The organism is Brevibacillus parabrevis (assembly GCF_003710905.1).
Classification (GTDB): Bacteria; Bacillota; Bacilli; order Brevibacillales; family Brevibacillaceae; genus Brevibacillus; species Brevibacillus parabrevis.
The window spans coordinates 332,457-351,238 of the sequence record NZ_RHHV01000003.1 but is presented as its reverse complement, the minus strand read 5'-3'; the positions used below and the strand labels follow the sequence as shown (position 1 = coordinate 351,238).

Sequence of the window (18,782 nt, the reverse complement as noted above, 5' to 3'; positions counted from 1 at the left end):
AACAACCCCTTCAACATCCAGAAAGTTCATTTGGTTCGCAACTGCTGATTGCTTCCATGATAACGTAATTTTACCAAACTGGCTATCTGTATATTGTCAAGGAGTAAATTTCACAAACTGTTCCCAAGTGTGCCCGCAACGTGCTGGCGCAAGAACGAAGAGTCGAGCCTGTCGTATATATATCGTCGATCAGGAGAACCCGCAGAGGAGTGCCGGACATTACAGGACTATTCGCCCCGCCCTTGACCTTGGCTCGCGCGATCCCGCCAGAGCAAGCGGAGGATAGGTCTGCAAGCACAGCCCCTTGCGCCCACGCAAAAGCATCTCTCATGCTCTCCTCACGATGCACGCGCCCGCCTTGCTTGCTCAGCTTCTCTGTCGCTTTCGTTCGCTCCAGCAACGTTTTGACCGGAACTCCTATGGCGTGTCCCAAAGCTTTGGCAAGCAACTCCACCTGATTGAAGCCTCTTTCCCGAAGCCTTGTTGGATGAAGCGGAACAGTCGTGATGCAAGTAAAACGCGAAGGCGTATGGTGGTAGCGGTAAATCGCGATGGTTAAAAGCGCACTGAAAAAACTAGCCAATCGCTCATCCCCACGGTATTTGAACAGGCTGACCAGACTTTTTCCTTTCTCGTCATATTGGAGCAGGCTGCGGTTGTTAGACAACGGCACGCTCGCTCGATCTACGCAATCGCGGCACAATCCATCGCGACAAATGACCTCGCCGCACATGTCTCGCCCGCACTGACGACAAATCTGCTCTCCGATGAACGGCAGGGCTTCCAAGCAGCCTGCACACACCTGGAGCTTTTGCAGCAAACGATATACGACCGGGTAAGTAGCGGCTGAACTGGAAAGAGATCGTGCACGCTTGCGGACAATCCCTTCTCTTTGCAGGGCATTCAAATGTCCGCCACAAGCCACACATGACTGGATTGTCACGCATTATCCCCCCCAGCTTCCGCAAGCTTTTTCGCCAATTGATTCATCCGGCTGATTTGCCTGACTGCCAGCTTCGTGGCCGCAGCGCGCTCAGCCTGCAAGAAAAGCACAGAGCCTGCCGTGTCATCGAACGATCTGCCCACGCGCCCCGCAATTTGCACCAAAGAGGCTTCATCGAAGACGGGCGCCTCCGCTCCTACGACAAGCACATCGCTCTTCGGAATGGTGACCCCGCGTTCCAGAATCGTGGTTGTCACCATGAGCGTATAGCGGCTGTTGCGAAAAGCGAGCACCTTTTCCTCGCGCAACGGGTCGGAGGCGTGAACGCCCGCCATCTGTTCCGACCGATCCGGCATCGCCTTTTGCAAATAGGCAAGCACCACGTCCACGTCGTCAATGCGGGGAACGAAGACGAAAACTTGCCGCTCGGCATCCAGTGAACGCTTGACTGCATTCGTCATCTGCGGCACCGCCCGATTCGTCCGAACGCGCTTGTGCAACCCTTTGATCGTGAGAATCTCAGGCACAGGCAACGGCTTGCCGTGGTAGCGACCGGGTAAAAGCACATGAGTGGCTGAAGCAAGCGGCAATGCCGCGGAACTTGCTGATTTTGAACGATCGTTTGAAACGAGCCGTTTTTGCAAATAGAGCGGGGGAGTCGCGCTCAAATAGAGCAGCTTGCCCGTCTCGTGTGCGGCTCTCGCCAGCGCCCGATAAAGCACAGGATTGTTGTGATAAGGAAAAGCATCGGCCTCGTCGAGTACAACCAGCAGGAAGCGGCGATGATAGCGCATGACTTGATGGGTCGTTGCAATCGTGATATCGCTCTCTTCCCATTTCTCGGCACTGGCGCCATGGACAGCAATTACACGCGCTTCGGGAAACACTCGCCGAATACGCGGAGCCAGCTCCAGCACTACGTCTTTTCGCGGAGTAGCGATCAATACACGCCCTCCCGACGAAAGTGCCTCAGCGACAGAAGGAAAGAGCAGCTCGGTTTTCCCAGCCCCGCACACTGCCCAAATCAAAAACTCCGACCGCCCCGGATGTGAGCCCGCTACGAACCGCCGAGCGCGTTCGGCAGCTCTCGCCTGATCTTGCGAGTAGCGCCCTGTCCACTCCAGCCTGGCCGGCTGCCCCATTCCTTTTTCTCTCCCAATGTCGGCTGAGGCACTTGACGCAATCAACATATACGGCGTGCAGCACTTGCTCCTGCCCATTCCCAGGCATATCGTGCAGTAGGCGCAGCCTTGCTCACACGAATGGCAGTATATCAGCTGCAACGCTCTGTCCTCGCTGCCGCATCGCTCACAGAAAAGCACCAGTCGCTTGCGCCGCCAATTGCTGACGACTCCCATGCGCACTCCTGGAAGCCACTGCACTTTGCCAGCGAGGACTCCTTCATGCAGCACAGCTGCCAAATCGCCAACTTCTACCCCTCGCTTGCACAAAAGCGTCTCGATCTCTTCCCAGAGAAGCGCTCGTCCATCCAGCAGTTTGCCGAGAACGCTTGCGCTCGCTCCATCCGCTGTGAGCGAAGTTCTTCGAAGCAATGAATGACGCGAGAAAATCTTGTACCCTCCTGCTGATTCAGCATCCTTTTGACAAGCATGCACTTCGCATCTGAACTCTACAACCTTCCATGCAAACCAGTCTTTTGGCGGCTGCCTCATGCAAGCGAACGCACTGGACCAGGAAGCTTGATTGTCATCCCGCTCCCTGTCGGTCATTTCCCGCCCATACAGCACACTCGCCTCCCGAACCTTCCCCACAGCCAAATGCCGCAGCTCAGCGACCACTCCATCCGTCAGCTTTTGCCGCTCTGGCAGTCGCTTGCGTATGCATTCGTTTATTTGCTCCCGCAAGGAAAAGGCCAAAGCGAGCGATGACGTCTTGCCGATGACGTGCAGAATGCAGCTCTCTCGCTCCTGCCAAAAAGATTGGTCGACAGAAAAGCTCGGTGTCACGTACGTCTGAACCGACGACACTGCTTCTGTGCCCGATTTGATGTACAGCAAAAACTCGCGCATGTGCCTTCCCCCGCTCTCCACCTGTCCTCTTACCATCAGTTTGCAAAAAGACAAGACGGGTCAGCAAATCTTTTTCACGAGCAAAACCGCAGCATCACCGTCTCGCTGACCGCAAGCAGCCCCATCGACTGTCAGGAAAAGGACCGAGACATTTTTCACACAAACACAAAAAAGACTGCCGATGTCCTCGACAGTCCTTTTCGTTCATCCATATGCCTGAAAACAAAAACATCAGGCTCCTTCTTGCTTGTTCCGCAGATCAACTACAATAGCTCCCACCAACTCGGCTTGGCTGTCAGCTACAGGCACCCCACAGCAGTACGGCTCGCGAGTCAAAATCGATAGCATCCGGGATGTATCATCGGTAGATCCTTCATCTATCAAAGTAATCCGGACAGGCTTGCCACTCCATTCGGAGCGAAACAGCAAACTTCTGACCGCCCGCTCCAGCACCTGCTCCGAATTGTGCACCAACAAGCGGTAATGCTCGTGCGAAAGCTCTGTCAAGCTGTCCATTCGACTGGCCCATCGATCAGCGATCATCACCAGCAATGAGGAGAAGCCAAATGCCGCCAGTAGCCATACAACCAGTTCTTCCATCACGGTCATACCCCCTCCTATACAAAGGTATGCCGAACAGCTTGAACAGGGTGCCAACTGGACGCTCATACGGATTCTACAGTTTTACCCATCCGTTTTTGATCGAGATGACAACCGCTTGCGTGCGGTCTTGAACGTTCAGCTTTTGCAAAATGCTGCTGACGTGATTTTTCACAGTTTTCTCACTGATGAACAAAAATTCTCCGATCGCCCGGTTGCTCTTTCCTTCAGCCATCAGTTGAAGCACTTCCCGCTCGCGGCGAGTCAGGGACTCGATCACTTTTGGATCGATCGTTTGCGAATCATCCACGGAGAAGCTGCGCTCTGTGCTGCCTTCATGCTCGCTGAGACGACGGAACTCCTCGATCAGCTTGCCCGTTACCTTCGGATGGATGTAAGCGCCGCCGCTTGCTACGACGCGCACGGCATCCACCAGATCGCTGGTGCCCATTTCTTTGAGCAAATAGCCCGATGCACCGGAACGCAACGTGCGGTAAACGTATCCTTCATCATCGTGAATAGAAAGCATGATCACTCGCGTAGAGGGACTCACAGAAATTACATTTTCCGCAGCAGAGACGCCATTGATGTTTGGCATATTGATATCCATCAACAAAACATCCGGCTTGTGCTCTTCGGCGAGCAAAGCAGCCTCTCCGCCGTCCGCTCCTTCTCCGACGACCTTGAAGTCATCTTCCATTTCCAAAATGCGCTTGACTCCTTCACGGAACAATTGGTGGTCGTCCACAATCACGATGCGGAGCTCTTGCTGTCTTTTATCCATGTTTCATCCCCCTGTGTACATAATTCTGTATCGGTTCATATTTTTAACGGTATTTGGAAAATAACCTTTGTTCCCTCACCCGGAGCTGATTGCAGGTCCACATTGCCTTCCAGCAGCTGCACACGCTCGCGCATTCCCAACAGTCCAAAGGAATTTCCGTTTGCCATGCGCTTCTCCAGATCGAATCCAACGCCATCGTCTTTGACGACGAGACTCAGCGACTCCTGAAGAAACTCAAGCTTCACTTGTACCGAAGAAGCTCCTGCATGCTTCTCCACGTTGTTCAGGCACTCCTGAACAAGCCGGAAGATTGCAGCCTTGACGGAACTGCGCAGCGGTGGCTCCACACCAAATACTACCAGATCAATCGAAGCCCGGATACGTTCTTCGCACGTCTGAATGTATTTTTGCAAAGTGGGAACCAAGCCGAGGTCGTCCAAAGCCATCGGACGAAGGTCAAAAATGATCCGTCTTACATCAGCCAAACTTAACCGAACCATTTCTTTCAGCTCGTGAAGCTCCATTTGCGCTTCCAGAATACGTTCGTTTTTCAACATGCGCTCGACGATTTCGGAGCGCAAGACGACGTTTGCCATCGATTGAGCCGGACCGTCGTGAATCTCGCGCGCGACACGTTTGCGCTCTTCTTCCTGCGCCTGAATGATCTTCAACCCCATCAGTTGATGCTGCTTGGCCGATTCCAGCGCTTCCCCGATCTTGCTCAGGTCGCCAGTCAGGTAGCCAAGCACCACGCCCATCTGGGATACAAGCTTCTCGGCGCGTACAATCGTTTCCTCCAATGTACGCAATTGCCGCTCCAGATCATTGCGCCGGCGCTTCAAGTTGTTTTCCCGCTCGCGATAGATGGAAAGCTCCACCTGGATGCGGCTCGCCTCTTCATAGGCGATACGGATGTCATCCTCCGTGTACATGTGAAAGTTGCGGCTGACCTGCACAAGCCTGTTGCGCGACTTTCGATAGGCCAATTCCAACGCATCGACCTTTTGGATTACTTTGGAAATTTCTTGCCTCAGCTCATGCAAATCAAACTTTAGCGAGTTGCCTTGTTGTCTTGCATCTTCGGCTATATCAAAAATTTGCGTTTTACTTGTTTCTACTGTTTCAATGGTTCTCTTGATCACCCCATCCAGCACGCTGATGTCGATCGCTTTGTTCATGATTGCTCTCCTTCGAACTCTTTTTTCGCTTTCGTGAACAGCTGTTGGAGTTTGACCTCATCTACGTCTCGCAGACCCACATCATTGCGTGGGATGGCAAAAGGATCTACCCCTCGTTTGGCGAAACCGGGCGTAGAAGTAAACACATACTCATACCCTGCTTGTCGGGCTGTTTCCAAAACGATCGGATTCGTGTAGCCAAAAGGCAGTGAAATCGCCTTAATGTCCTTGCTCATCCAACCGTGCAAACCTGCGCGAGACATACTGAAATCAACATAGAGCCGATCCCTGTATTCTTTTTCATTTTCTAATCGCTTTACATCCTGCAAGTAGACGGGAGCAGTCTCTGGTCCCATCTCTCCCCATTCATTCCGCGCTTCCTCTTCATGCAGGCTGTAGGTATGGGAACCAATATCAGCCAAGCCAGAGTGAAGCATTTCCATGACTTGTTGACGCGTGAGTGGCGTCGTCATGTTCTCCCGTTTTCGTTCGGCTACATCTCGCAAGCGTCCTGCAATCACGAAGTTCACTGACGGGTAGCCGTATGTACGCAATATCGGAAAAGCCTTCGTATAATAACTTTCGTAGCCATCATCAAACGTAATCAGGACAGCATTTTCTGTCGGCAAGCTCCCGGTATCGACAAAGCGCAAAAACTCATCCAGCGTAATGGGATGCAGGTCATTTTCGTGCAAAAATGCCATATGTTCTGCGAATTGTTCGGGCGCAATCACGTAACGTTGGCCTGCAGCATCTGTCACATGATGATACGTCAGGACGACGACTTGATTGTTATACCACTTTTGCGGCTTTACCGTTGCTTTTTCGTTTCGCGTGACGTTTGGCTCAGCGTTTTCCGTCTCGCTTATGCTTATAGACGTATCGACTTGGGGAAAAGGTTGCACTTTTTGCGCATTCTTTTTTGACTGGTACAAATCACCAAGCCCCAATATCGTCACAACCAACAGTAAACAACTGATAAACACTGTCAGGAAGAGCCTTTTGTTCGGCAAAGAAACCCCTCCTTCACTTCCTCACTAGGAGATTCGACACAGTCCTACATTTTCCCTTTGATCAGGATTCACCAATAATTGGAAATTTCTTCCCATAACAAAAAGAGCCCAGTAGCTTTTACCAGGCTCTTTCTTTGCCGTGCTTATTTTGCCAGTTGAGCAGCCTCTTGCTTCAGAACTTCTGCTTTGTCTGTTTGCTCCCAAGGAACATTCAGGTCATTGCGTCCGAAGTGGCCGTAAGCCGCTGTTTGTTTGTAGATAGGACGACGCAGGTCGAGCTGTTTGATGATACCAGCTGGACGCAGGTCGAAATGTTTGCGAACGAGTTTCACGAGATCTTCTTCGGAAACAGTTCCTGTACCAAAAGTATCAACTGCGATGGATACTGGTTGTGCTACACCAATCGCATACGCTACTTGTACTTCGCACTTGTCAGCCAAGCCAGCTGCCACGATGTTTTTCGCAACATAGCGAGCAGCATAAGCACCGGAGCGGTCTACTTTTGTCGGATCTTTACCGGAGAACGCGCCGCCGCCGTGACGAGCGTATCCGCCGTAAGTGTCTACGATGATTTTGCGGCCAGTCAAGCCAGCATCCCCTTGTGGTCCGCCGATAACGAAACGGCCAGTTGGGTTGATGAAGTATTTGGTTTCAGCATCCAGAAGTTCAGCTGGAACTACTGGTTTGATTACATGCTCAACCAGGTCTTGTTTGATTTGCTCCAAAGTTGTTTCAGGAGCGTGTTGAGTAGAGATAACGATCGTGTCGATGCGAACAGGCTTGTCTCCATCGTACTCAACCGTTACTTGTGTTTTACCGTCAGGACGCAGGTAAGCGAGTGTGCCGTTTTTGCGAACTTCGGTCAAACGACGAGCCAGTTGGTGGGACATGCTGATCGGCAATGGCATCAACTCAGGTGTTTCGTTGCAAGCAAAGCCGAACATCAGACCTTGGTCGCCTGCACCAATCGCTTCGATCTCAGCGTCAGTCATTTTGCCTTCGCGCGCTTCCAGCGCTTGGTCTACACCCAGTGCAATGTCAGCGGATTGCTCGCCGATTGCTGTGATAACACCGCAAGTGTCAGCGTCAAAGCCGAACTTAGCGCGATCATAGCCGATTTCACGAATGGTTTCGCGAACCAGCTTTTGAATGTCTACATAAGTGTTGGTTGTGATCTCACCCGCTACGAGAACCAGACCTGTCGTTACAGAAGTTTCGCACGCTACGCGAGCGTTTGGATCTTTGGACAGGATGGCGTCCAGGATGGAGTCGGAAATTTGGTCACAAATTTTATCCGGATGTCCTTCGGTTACAGACTCAGATGTGAACAGACGACGACCTTTTTGCAAAGCCATGAGAAAATACCTCCTTTGACCTCATACAAATAGTTTGGTAGCCGAGTCAGGATTTTATCGACGTAAACGCAAATAAAAAACCTTTTCCATCTTTCGGAGGAAAAGGTTTGAGCGCTTTTAGCTTCCTTCATCCTCTTATCGGCCAGAACAGATTTCCGTCCTGCTGGTTAGCACCGCTCTAGTCGGTTGCCGGGCTTCATAGGGCCAGTCCCTCCGCCTGCTCTGGATAAGAGTATCCATTACGGATTATAGAATAATTGTTTTTCGGGGTGGTGTCAATAGACTTTTCCCACAACTCCGGTTCGAAGCAGGCCAGCCTGTACAAAACGTTGATGAAATCGCCTGCGGGAAGCGAGCGATGATGACTGTAGCGCATGGACAGCGCCTTTTGCACAAGCTGGTCAAGCCTCTTTATACTTGGTACGATTTGGCGATCAATACAACAACCTCGGCCCGCGTAGCGGTTCCCTGAGGCTTGAAGGTCTTGCCATATCCGTTCAGCCACTTTTTTTGCGTCAAAGCCTCGATCGCCGGCGATGCCCAATAGTTAACCGGAACATCGCGATAAGAGGACACGCTGCGGCTATTCACAGCTACCCCTTTCGCCCTGGCGATCATGGTGGCCATCTCGGCCCGCGTTACTGCCTGATCAGGCTTGAGTTGACTGTTTGGATACCCCTTCAAGACTCCGAGCTGATAAGCTACCCCAAGGGTGTTGTACGCCCAGTGCTTTTTTGGCAAATCGGAAAAGACGTCCTTGCCCGTGTACATACTGGCTACTTTCGAGCCGGTGACACGCATCGTCGAAACGAGCATGGTCGCAAATTGGGCGCGGGTCACTGCCTGATCCGGCTTGAATGTTGCGTCGTCGAAGCCTTTGATGATGCCTTTGTCGCTGAGCTTGGCGATTTGCGCACGCGCCCAGTGGTTAGAAATATCCCGATAGCCGGAAATGAGCGGCTGCGGGCTGAGCGTCAATTGGTAGGAATCGTACTTGAAAGGCACGATGCTACTCATGCGCACGAAATACTTCCCTTTAGGCAGGCGTATGCCGAAAATTTCACTGCCTTGGTCTGACCGCTCTGCCACTTCGGTTGTCGAAGCAAGCGCCACGTTCATGTTTTTCTCATTGTAAAGGGCAATGTGAAACCCGCTTGCTACCGGGATGAACGGAGCGCGAACTGTGACGTACGATTCCGCATCCAATGTAAATTGAAACCAGTCTGAATCTGTCGACGCCGGAATGGTTCCTGACATGACTCCTCCACTGGCAAGCGGAGCAGCTTTGCTATACGTATTATTCGGCTCGTTCCCATCTTTTTTCAACGGGGTAAAGGCGAGATCGAGGCGATATTCGCCGTTCATTGCATTTTGCTGATACTCGCTGACGCGAATGTAGTATTTTCCTGGCGAGACGTCCTTGCTTGCACGTTCGGAAGGATTATCCCTGTCGCTGTTATCGTATACCGGGTCCCAGACCGTATTTTTTCCCGGCTCTTGCTTTCCGATGGCAAGTACCAAGTCCACCCGCTTGTTATCAGGTGTGACCGTCACGTCCATATGCCCGTACTCGCGGACATAGTAGGAGAACCAATCCTGATCCCCTTCCTCATGGAAATTGCCCGTCACGCTGATCTGGTTGCCCACCAGCGGCCTTGCCGTAGCCATCGAATTGTTCGGTTCATTCCGATCCGGGTTGATGGTGAATTTGCTCGTCAGCACATAAGTAAACGCATTAACTCCACCGTTTCTCACCAGCTTGATATTCATTCGCCCAGCTTTTGCAGGAACCGTTATCGTATCCCCGTTCCCGATATAGTAAGTGACCGGCTGACGATTTGCCGGATAAAAAGTCGCTGACATGGCTGAAGATACGCCTGAGTTTACGGATGCGGTGAGACTTACTTTTCCATCGTAAGGAACGTCCATCTTGAACCAGTCAACCGTATCGTTTGGCCCCAGATTGCCACGGACTTGCGCTTCGATCGGAAACGCCTTGGCTCTCTCCAAAACGTTGTTCGGCTCCAAAAAGTCGCTGGACAGCGCACTGCGCACTGCCTTGTTTACGTCCAGAAGACCGTAGCCCGCTTGCCGATCCCAGCCGCCTTCGCCAATATCTGTCGCCGTCTGATAAAGCATCTGCCTGACGTCGAGGGCAGACAGCTTGGGATGACGAGCCAGAATGAGAGCAGCTGCGCCTGCTACCTGAGGCGCCGCTACAGATGTTCCGGAAACCGAACCGTATTTGCCGCCGAGCTTGGTTGTATACACATTAAGCCCCGGTGCCACCAGATTCATCTCCGGCCCTGTATTCGACTGGTAAAGGACCTGGTTTCTTCCGTTTATCGCCCCCACCGCAATTACGGTCGGGTACGCTGCCGGATACGCGACACGGCTTGCCTCATTTCCGCTCGCCGCCACCAGAACCGCTCCGTTTCGTTCCGCGCGGTCGACCGCATTTTTCATAGCCCGGGAGTAAGCCATGCTGCTAAAAGACATCAAAATGACCTTTGCCCCCCGATCGAGGGCGGCGTTGATTCCTTTGGCGATCATGTCAACATCCGTAGTAGATGCGTTTTTGTTCAAGACTTTGACGGGCAAAATTTTGGCGTTCCAGACCACCCCGGCTACGCCGATCCCGTTGTTTCCTTTTGCCCCGAGGACCCCGATGACTTCTGTTCCATGCCCATTGTCATCCTGCGCACTTTTCCCCGGATTGACCAGGTTAACACCAGGGAGCAAATTCCCCTTCAAGTCAGGGTGATTGTAATCGGCCCCTGTATCGAGTACAGCAATCGTGATCGCCTGATTGCTGTTCACCACTGACCATGCCTTGTCCGCTTTGATTTGACTCAGGTGCGTCTGGTTGCTCAGGTAGCTGTCATTGGAGGCAGGAGCAGCAGCGAGTGCCTGCCTAACTTCCAAAGGAGCGACGGTGAGCAGCAGCGCCAGTGCGACGGTCACTTGAATTGATTTTTTCATAAAAAACAGTCCTTCCCTCTCTCCCTGCAAATCATGCAGCAAGAAAACCTCTGTCGAAGCCGTTTCCGTCATAAGGCCGCGCTTTAGCGGAAGGTTTTCTTAACGTATGAATACCCGCAAACTTTTGCAATCAATCCCAATACGTTCAAAAAGGTATTCGAGTATGATATTCCTCGTCCTAGCATAGCGGATAAAAAGGGCGAATTGCAACCCTAATTCCCCAATATTTGGAACGTTTTGGCAGTAGAAAAACCCTTTTCACCAGTGGCAAAAAGGGTTTCGTTCATTACTGCAGCAGACCTTTATTGTCTTCGGTTTCAGGCGCTACGTATGTTTCCTGTTTTTTTCTTTGGCGCGCTTGCGGAATGAAAGCAGTCAACTCTGTCACGTCTACTCCTGCTTTTTTAATCGAAGAGGACGGGATGTCAAATGCCCAGACACGCTGGCTGTTCGCTTCCACCTTCATGTTTTGCAAGGTGTAGTTGACGCGGGCAACCGCTTCGCCATCCTTGTCGTGCACCAGGATCGGCACCTCGGTAAACTCCAGGCGCTTCTCCAAACCGTTGCGGAATACAACAACGACTTTCAGACCGTTATCCTCGTTCGGCTTGATTGCGAGAACTTGCAAGTCCACCTGCCCAGCTTCTACCGGAGCTTCTGCCGCTGCTTTTTGCAAATACTGCTCTTGCTCACTGGCACTCAGCCCCATGTTCAGCTCGTGGCTTCCTTCGAGTCGCTGTTTTTGCGGCTTTTTATACACAATCGTCAGCGGTACTTCTTGCTCCGGAATGCGGTCAAACTCTTCCCAACGGAACATAAACTCCGCCGGACGACTGGACATGGAATCGACTGGTCCGCTTGTCATCAAGTCGAACGTCTTTTTCGCCACCTCTTCGCCTTCTGCTGTTACGAGAGAGAGCGGCAGCTTTTGCAACAGTACGTTGCGGTCTGTCGCATTGCGAATGTAGGCAAGCACCAAATAGCCTTCTACGGTCGCCTGTGTGAAGAACGGAATGACACCGACCTCATCACGTACTACAGGCGGCAACTCATCGTGCACATATTGCAGCAATTCCTGCTCGGCCTCGTCCAGCTGCGCGTCCCACGGACCGTTCATCGACAGGAACAGCTCTTTTGACTCCACGCGGTTTGCAGACTGCTGCGGATTTTCAATACCGGATACGCCCAAGTAAAATTCATTGTGCAAATACTCATGAATGTCCTCTCGTACCTGCTCCAAGCTTTCTTTGGAACCAAACCAGTTTTCCAATAACCAACTCATATGTCAACCTCCTCTTTCCCACTTTAGAAAAATCACGCGTCTACTCTACGTCAAGAATCCATCTACGCAGATTGGCATCAGGCTTTTTCACAAATTCCGGCGGGAACACGATCAGCCACGGACGACTGTTGCCAGGCTGGACACAGATCTTTCTGGCGTCAAGAACGCCTCGCGCAACGACATCCCCGTCTGTATCGGAAATCGTTACTTTCAGTTGCTCAGGGCGATACTCCGTCGACAGACCATTGCGGAACAGCATCGCAGCGACCAGTTGCCCTTCTTTCGTTTTGCCGATATCAAAACCCGTAACTTGTACGGTATTCACCGGGATTGGCGGCAAAGAATTGGCGAGCTTCTCCAGACGATCCTTTTGCCGATCGGTCATGCGGTTCTCCATCTCCGGGTCCAGTTCAAGCGTGCGTGGCCAAATATGCGCGCGGTTCCCTGCCTTCATCACGACTTTCCAGCGACTGAACTGGAAGTTGTCGTGCAGATAGGACTCTTCCGGGAACAGCACTTCCCACGGACGGCTCGTATGCGGCGGAATCGAGCCCATCTCGGACAGATCGATTCTGATCCGCGCAAACGGCTTGTCGTCCAGATAGATCGCCAAACCAATCGTTTTAAAACGAACTGGCTTATCTGTCGCATTGCGGAAGAACATCGTCACGATCATGCCGTTCGGTTGGGGAATCATACTGAAGCCCGTCACGCTGATCAAACCGCGCGCGATTTCTGGAAGCTCCTCCTGCAAAAAGCGCAGCGTGTACTTTTTCTCGGAATCCAGCTCTTGCTCCCACAAAGGATGCAGCGACAGCTCTGTCTTGATTTTCTCGCGTTTAGCCGGAGCGCTGGTCTTCGCCTGTTCCTTTTCCACTTCCACTTCGGTTTCTTTCAGTTCGTCAATGTCGAATGCCGACTCTTCCTGAATTTCTTTCTTCAATTCATCCAGAGCTTTCTCGCCCTGTTCCTTGCCAAACAAATTCTTCATAAAAGAAAACATGTGTTACCTCCTCACACACGTCCGAACCCGAACGCAATTTCTCTCTCTTCATCATAAACATTTCTATACGGCTCATGCAAATCTAGGCTTGCTGTGGAACATTCACTCGCCAGCGAGAAAGATCCGGCTGCTCCAGCAAAATGCTTTCCGGAGGATAAATAAACAGCCATGGCTTGCTCGTATTGGCATTCACCGTCAAGCTTCCCAGTTCAAACACTCCTTCAGCCACCTTTTCTCCTGTCGCATCATAGAGAGCAAGCGGCAACGTTTCAAAGGAAAGAGACTGCGGCGAGCCGTTGCGAATCAAAAGCATGACGTGAAGTGCGCCTTCCTCGGAGCGACGAATTTGCACACCCTGGATATTTACTTCTCCCTCATTGAGCGCAGGAAGTGTTTTCGCCAGCTCGATCAAGGAATTTTTTTGTTCATTCGACAGCGCCTTGATCCAGGACTCTTCCAGTTCCAGCTGCTGTGGCAACACCATTTTCTTTTGTGCCATCTCGAATGCAATCTTCCAGTTCGCCAGCAGCACGTTCACTTGCAGGAAGTGTTCACGCGCAAATACAAACGACCACGGTCTTGCAGATCGCGGCGGAATTTCCCCTATCTCGCTAAAGTCAAACGTCTGGCGGGTAAATAGCTGCTGATCCCCGAACAATACCACCAGCGTCATTTCCTTTAGGTTGATTGGATGGTCCGAACTGTTGCGAATAAACGCCGTGATTTCGATTCCATCATCATGCGGAACGAGCGCTGTTCCAGCGAGGGAAATGTTCCCTTCCTGCAGCGGCTCCAGCTCCTGTGCCATAAAGGAAAGCGCGTATTTCTCCTGCGCACCCAGATTCGCTTCCCACGATTCATGCAGGGACAGCGTGGTAATGACGCCGGCAGATGTTTTGTGTAGACCTTGCTTTTCCTGATGAGACTGTTCGGTATCAGAAGCGGACAGAATGGATTCCTCCTGAACCTGTTCTCGCACCTCTTTTGTGGTAGGCGTCTTCCCCATTAAACTCTTCAAGAAGGATAACATAGCACCGCTCCCAACTTTTCTCTACATCTATATAGTGTTTGCGTTCGTCATTCACTATAGCATAGTGACATCCTTTTGCAACATAGAAAACTTGGCATTAACCCGCCTGCTGCAAGCGCGGTTCCCGCGTCTTTGGTCCGGCAACAAACCACCCGCCTTGCCAGGGGAAAGCGGCGAGTAATATTTGTTAGGATACCTGTACGAATCAGTGATGTCAAGGAATGGAAAGATGTCACCAGAACGAGGTCAATTCCATTTGATGAGAAAGTTTACAATATTATTCATTATTGATAAAATGGAAGTGTCTAAACAAATAACTTGGGGAATACCTTTTGCGCCAGCTGACCGATTCAGCTGGTTCTTTTTTTGGGCAAAACAGTGAAAATGCCGACAAAGCTGCCAGCGTTGGATTATAAAAATTCATAATTGGACAAACTGTCTAGTAACAAAAATTGGCCTCACTGTGTCGGAAAGGAGGACCTCGCTTGAATCGCAACGGACGAAAATGGTGGAGAACAAACAAGCATAAACTCGAACCTGCCAGGCAAAACAGCCCAAGTCCCTACGCTCATTTGACCTTATCAAAAGAGACGAAGGAAAACCTCCAAACGTTGCAAGACATCTACTCCAAATGCTCGGACGTCATTTTTCGGCCTTTTTATATCGGGAAAACAATCAAGGCGCATGTCGTGTTTATTAGCGGTCTGTGTACCGTTCAAGACGTAGATCAGTACGTGTTGACGCCGCTCATGCAAGCAAATGAAAACGAATTTCCTGACATGGAGCAAATGGCTGAGCAGGTTTTGGCTGTCTCTCGCATCAAAAATCTTGCTACGATTGCCGACTGTATTGAAGAAATCGGCAGCGGCAATCCCGTCTTGCTGTGGGAAGGAGAAGAACGGGCGCTGTCGCTTGGTCTGGCCAAATGGGAAAAGCGAAACATCGAGGAGCCTTCAGCAGAGGTGGGGATACGTGGACCGCGAGAAGGCTTCACGGAAACACTGGACGTGAATACCTCCCAAATCCGCCGCAGAATCAAAGATCCGGCTTTGAAAATGGAACGCATGAAAATCGGGGGATACACGCAAACGGAAGTGATCGTGGCCTATATGGAGGGAATTGTCGACCAGACCTTGGTCGAAGAGGCAAAAGCGCGACTGAATCGCATCCAGATCGACGGGATTTTGGAGAGCGGATATATAGAAGAAATGATTGAGGACAATCCTGCCTCGCCTTTTCCGCAGTTAAAAGATACGGAACGACCGGATACAGCTTGCTCCGCATTACTGGAAGGCAGAGTCGTCATTCTCGTTGACGGCACGCCTTTTGCCCTGATTGCTCCCGTGACGTTTTTTGCTCTCTTTCAGGCTGCGGAAGATTATTACCAGCGTTATATCATCAGCACGGCGATTCGCTGGCTGCGCTATCTGTTTCTCGGGATCTCTTTATTGCTCCCTTCCTTGTACGTAGCCATCATTACGTTTCATCAGGAGATGGTGCCGACGTCTCTTCTGATCAGCATGGCGGCTTCCCGGGAAGCTGTGCCTTTTCCCGGCCTGGTCGAGGCGCTCTTGATGGAAATCACCTTCGAAGCTTTGCGCGAAGCCGGAGTAAGATTGCCCAAGCAAATCGGGGCTGCCGTCAGTATCGTAGGGGCGCTCGTCATCGGACAGGCTGCCGTTGACGCCGGACTCGTATCCGCTCCGATGGTCATTGTCGTAGCCATTACCGGAATCGCCAACTTCATGGTGCCGCGGTACAGCGTCGGTACGGCCGTCAGACTGCTGCGCTTTCCGATCATGTTTCTCGCGGGCACACTCGGACTGTTGGGAGTCATGCTCGGACTCATTGCGATCGTGGTTCACCTGTGCACCTTGCGTTCGTTCGGCGTGCCGTATTTGTCCGGGATTTCCCCGCTCAAACCAAAAGAATGGAAAGACATTTTGTACCGCTCTCCATGGTGGGCCATGAAGACGCGCCCCCACTTCACCGGAGAATTTAATCAGTACCGTCAGGCTCCCGACCAAAAGCCTGGCCCCGAACGCTCGGAAGATCCATAAACAGACAAGGGAAAGCGAGGTGTAGGAAGCAATGCTGGAAAAAGGAAAAATATCCGCCTTTCAAATGGCCGTTCTCATGTACCCGACCATCGTCGCTACGGCTTTGCTGACGGTCCCAAGCATTACTGCCGCCTACGCCGACAATGATCTGTGGCTCTCCCCCATCTGGGCTTCCTTGATCGGTTTTGTCACGGTGCTGGTCGTAGACGCCTTGCACAGACGTTATCCGCAAAAGACGATCATCCAGTACAGCGAGCATATTCTCGGGAAGCTGCTCGGAAAAGCATTCGGCGCATTTTTGATGCTGTTATATGTACTGCTGACCGCTCTGGTAGTCAGAATCTACGCGGAGTTTCTCGTAGGCAGTTTTCTCACCCAAACGCCAATCGTAGTCGTCATCTCTACCATGCTGCTGCTTTGCGCTTTTGCCGTCCGCGGAGGCGTCGAAGTAATCGCGAGAGCGGCAACGGCATTCTCGCCCTTTTTTGTCCTGCCGCTGCTGCTCCTGATTGTCTTGCTGTTCACGGACTTTCAGCTCGACCGGATTTTCCCGATCATGGCAGACGGCGTAGGACCATCGCTAAAAGGAGCGCTCATTCCGCAAGGCTGGTTTACGGAGTACATGCTGCTTGCCTTTTTGCTCCCCTTTTTGACCGATCGGGAAAAGGGCAGAAAATGGGGTGTCCTCTCTGTTTTTGCTGTCATGCTGACATTGCTCATCTCCAACCTGATCGTGCTCTTTTTGTTCGGAACCGATGTGGCAACGATGCTTTATCCATTGATGGCAGCCGCTCGCTATGTCAGCTTTGCCGACTTTTTCGAAAATCTGGAATCGCTTGTCATGGCGATCTGGATTATGGGCGCCTTCATCAAAATTTCCGTCTTTTATTACGCCACTGCCCTTGGGAGTGCGCAATTGCTCAACTTGTCAGATTATCGCCCGATCGTTCTCCCGCTAGGTTTTCTCATTACACTATTCAGTTTTTGGAGTATCCCCAGCCTGATGGAAACCAGCAAGTTTGATGTGGCCGTCTTCCCGTTTCTCGGCCCGCTCGTTCTGACTCTTTTGCCTCTGCTGCTCCTCTTGTTGTCCTTCGTGCGTCCTGCCAGACAGGAGGGAAAATCGTCATGAAGCGGATTTTGCTGACGCTTCTCATGATGTCGCTGTTGTTTCTCGGCGGGTGCTGGGACCGAACCGAGATCAATGATCTGGCGATTATTACTGGAGCTGCGATTGATGCAGCAGATGACAATCAGATCGAGCTGTCTGTCCAAGTATTCATCCCCCGCGCCCTTAGTGCGGGCAGAGGCAGCACAAGCAGCGGCGGCAATCTCACGCTTGTAAAGTCGGCGAAAGGTGCCAGTATTGCCGATGCCATCGCTCTGCTGCAAACGAAGATTCCGCGAAAAATTTTTTGGGGCCACTGCGAAGTATTCATTTTTGGGGAGGACATGGCAAAACGGGGAATTGCCGAAGAAATGGACTTTCTCGTTCGCCACCCGCAACCGCGCGAAAGAGCTTACATGTTTGTCAGCAAAGGCAAGGCAGCGAAGACCCTGGAGCTTCGTCCCGAGCTTGAACGCTACTCGTCCGAAGTCATACGCGAAATGTCAGATATGCATATCGGAATGCTGGTCACGATCATTCAGTTAAAAGAAATGCTGCGGGGCAAATCAAATGCTGCCGCTCTCCCCCTGATCGATGTCATGCCGCCGCCAAACGAGGCCAAAGGGTTGGAGACAGCGCCATACATCATGGGAACCGCCGTTTTTCGAAAAGGCAAGATGGTCGGAGAGATCAACGAAAAAGCGACGCGCGGCGTCATGTGGATACGCGGAGAAGTAGAGCGCTACACCGTCACCGCCAAGCTTAAAAATGTGCAGGGCACAGTCTCTCTCAACCCCATCCACTCGGATATCAAATTCATCCCTTCGATCCGCAATGGACAATGGCAAATGACGATAAAGGCGAAAACGGAAGGAGACGTTGTGCAAAACGGCACGAACCTGGACATGAGCAATCCCGAGATGATCAAGCTTGTGGAAAAAGCATTTCAACAGGACATCGAAGACCGCATTGAGCTTGCCCTCAAACAGGTACAGCACGAAATGAAGGCAGACATCTTCGACTTTGCCACGGACTTTTATCGGGAATATCCTCAAGAGTGGAAGGCAGCCAAAAACAACTGGGACGAAATTTTCCCCAACGTAAAAGTAATCACGGATATTCATGCATACGTTCGCCGACCTGGCCTGGTTACGCTTCCTGGCGGCATACCCGAGGAGGAGGTGAGAGAAAAGTGAGATGGGGCGTTACGCTAGGCGTTACATTGCTTGTCCTGCTCATCATTCTCTTTGAGCTTCCAGCTTTGCGGCAGAAGCCGCTTCGAGACAAAATCGCTTTTTTCTCCCTCTTGTTGTGTGGGTGGGTATTGGCCCAATTCGATTTGCCCAATATGGCCGGGCCTGTCACTTGGCTGAATGAACTGTTCAAGCCTTGGGGAAATTTGATGAAAAAATAA

At 51.6% G+C, this 18,782-nt stretch carries 15 protein-coding genes and 1 riboswitch; of the genes, 4 read left to right on the top strand and 11 right to left on the bottom strand.

The window, feature by feature from the left end:
- Positions 1–82: 82 nt before the first annotated feature.
- The 11 genes from EDM60_RS03155 to EDM60_RS03105 form a co-directional block, all read right to left on the bottom strand.
- Positions 83–943, bottom strand: a complete 861-nt coding sequence (locus EDM60_RS03155) for a ComF family protein (RefSeq protein ID WP_122962639.1) — start codon at positions 941–943, stop codon at positions 83–85.
- Positions 940–2,973 carry an ATP-dependent helicase ComFA gene (locus EDM60_RS03150; RefSeq protein WP_122962638.1) on the bottom strand — a complete coding sequence of 678 codons (2,034 nt, stop codon included), beginning with the start codon at positions 2,971–2,973 and terminating at the stop codon, positions 940–942. Before EDM60_RS03150 ends, EDM60_RS03155 begins: the two co-directional genes overlap by 4 nt.
- A gap of 231 nt (positions 2,974–3,204) precedes the next feature.
- Positions 3,205–3,582 (bottom strand): glycosyltransferase family 2 protein, encoded by a 378-nt coding sequence (locus EDM60_RS03145; protein WP_122962637.1) that lies wholly within the window; start codon positions 3,580–3,582, stop codon positions 3,205–3,207.
- A gap of 67 nt (positions 3,583–3,649) precedes the next feature.
- Positions 3,650–4,357 carry a response regulator gene (locus EDM60_RS03140; protein ID WP_063230720.1) on the bottom strand — a complete coding sequence of 236 codons (708 nt, stop codon included), beginning with the start codon at positions 4,355–4,357 and terminating at the stop codon, positions 3,650–3,652.
- Between the two features lie 35 nt (positions 4,358–4,392).
- Positions 4,393–5,535 (bottom strand): sensor histidine kinase, encoded by a 1,143-nt coding sequence (locus EDM60_RS03135; RefSeq protein ID WP_122962636.1) that lies wholly within the window; start codon positions 5,533–5,535, stop codon positions 4,393–4,395.
- Positions 5,532–6,548, bottom strand: coding sequence for a polysaccharide deacetylase family protein (locus tag EDM60_RS03130; protein ID WP_122962635.1), 1,017 nt, complete (start codon positions 6,546–6,548; stop codon positions 5,532–5,534). Before EDM60_RS03130 ends, EDM60_RS03135 begins: the two co-directional genes overlap by 4 nt.
- Positions 6,549–6,691: 143 nt before the next feature.
- Positions 6,692–7,903, bottom strand: a complete 1,212-nt coding sequence (gene metK / locus EDM60_RS03125) for a methionine adenosyltransferase (protein WP_122962634.1) — start codon at positions 7,901–7,903, stop codon at positions 6,692–6,694.
- A 132-nt stretch (positions 7,904–8,035) separates the two neighbouring features.
- Positions 8,036–8,136, bottom strand: a riboswitch (SAM riboswitch).
- A gap of 178 nt (positions 8,137–8,314) precedes the next feature.
- Complete coding sequence (locus EDM60_RS03120; RefSeq protein WP_122962661.1) at positions 8,315–10,885, bottom strand: S8 family peptidase; 2,571 nt, start codon at positions 10,883–10,885, stop codon at positions 8,315–8,317.
- 286 nt (positions 10,886–11,171) lie between these two features.
- Positions 11,172–12,167, bottom strand: coding sequence for an SLAP domain-containing protein (locus tag EDM60_RS03115; RefSeq protein WP_122962633.1), 996 nt, complete (start codon positions 12,165–12,167; stop codon positions 11,172–11,174).
- Positions 12,168–12,207: 40 nt separating this feature from the next.
- On the bottom strand, positions 12,208–13,170 hold the full coding sequence (locus EDM60_RS03110; RefSeq protein WP_122962632.1) for an SLAP domain-containing protein: 963 nt from the start codon (positions 13,168–13,170) through the stop codon (positions 12,208–12,210).
- Positions 13,171–13,252: 82 nt separating this feature from the next.
- Positions 13,253–14,200 carry an accessory Sec system S-layer assembly protein gene (locus EDM60_RS03105; protein WP_122962631.1) on the bottom strand — a complete coding sequence of 316 codons (948 nt, stop codon included), beginning with the start codon at positions 14,198–14,200 and terminating at the stop codon, positions 13,253–13,255.
- Between the two features lie 485 nt (positions 14,201–14,685).
- On the opposite strand from EDM60_RS03105, the gene EDM60_RS03100 reads away from it, so the two are divergent.
- Genes EDM60_RS03100 through EDM60_RS03085 form a run of 4 tightly spaced genes read left to right on the top strand, consistent with a single transcriptional unit; the run spans position 14,686 to position 18,782 of the window.
- A complete protein-coding gene (locus tag EDM60_RS03100; protein WP_122962630.1) occupies positions 14,686–16,260 on the top strand; it encodes a spore germination protein in 1,575 nt (524 codons plus the stop codon).
- Positions 16,261–16,291: 31 nt separating this feature from the next.
- Positions 16,292–17,392 (top strand): GerAB/ArcD/ProY family transporter, encoded by a 1,101-nt coding sequence (locus EDM60_RS03095; RefSeq protein ID WP_122962629.1) that lies wholly within the window; start codon positions 16,292–16,294, stop codon positions 17,390–17,392.
- Positions 17,389–18,564: a Ger(x)C family spore germination protein gene (locus tag EDM60_RS03090; RefSeq protein WP_122962628.1), complete on the top strand. Its 1,176-nt coding sequence runs from the start codon at positions 17,389–17,391 to the stop codon at positions 18,562–18,564. The genes EDM60_RS03095 and EDM60_RS03090 overlap by 4 nt, the downstream gene beginning before the upstream one ends.
- Positions 18,561–18,782, top strand: coding sequence for a hypothetical protein (locus EDM60_RS03085; protein WP_122962627.1), 222 nt, complete (start codon positions 18,561–18,563; stop codon positions 18,780–18,782). The genes EDM60_RS03090 and EDM60_RS03085 overlap by 4 nt, the downstream gene beginning before the upstream one ends.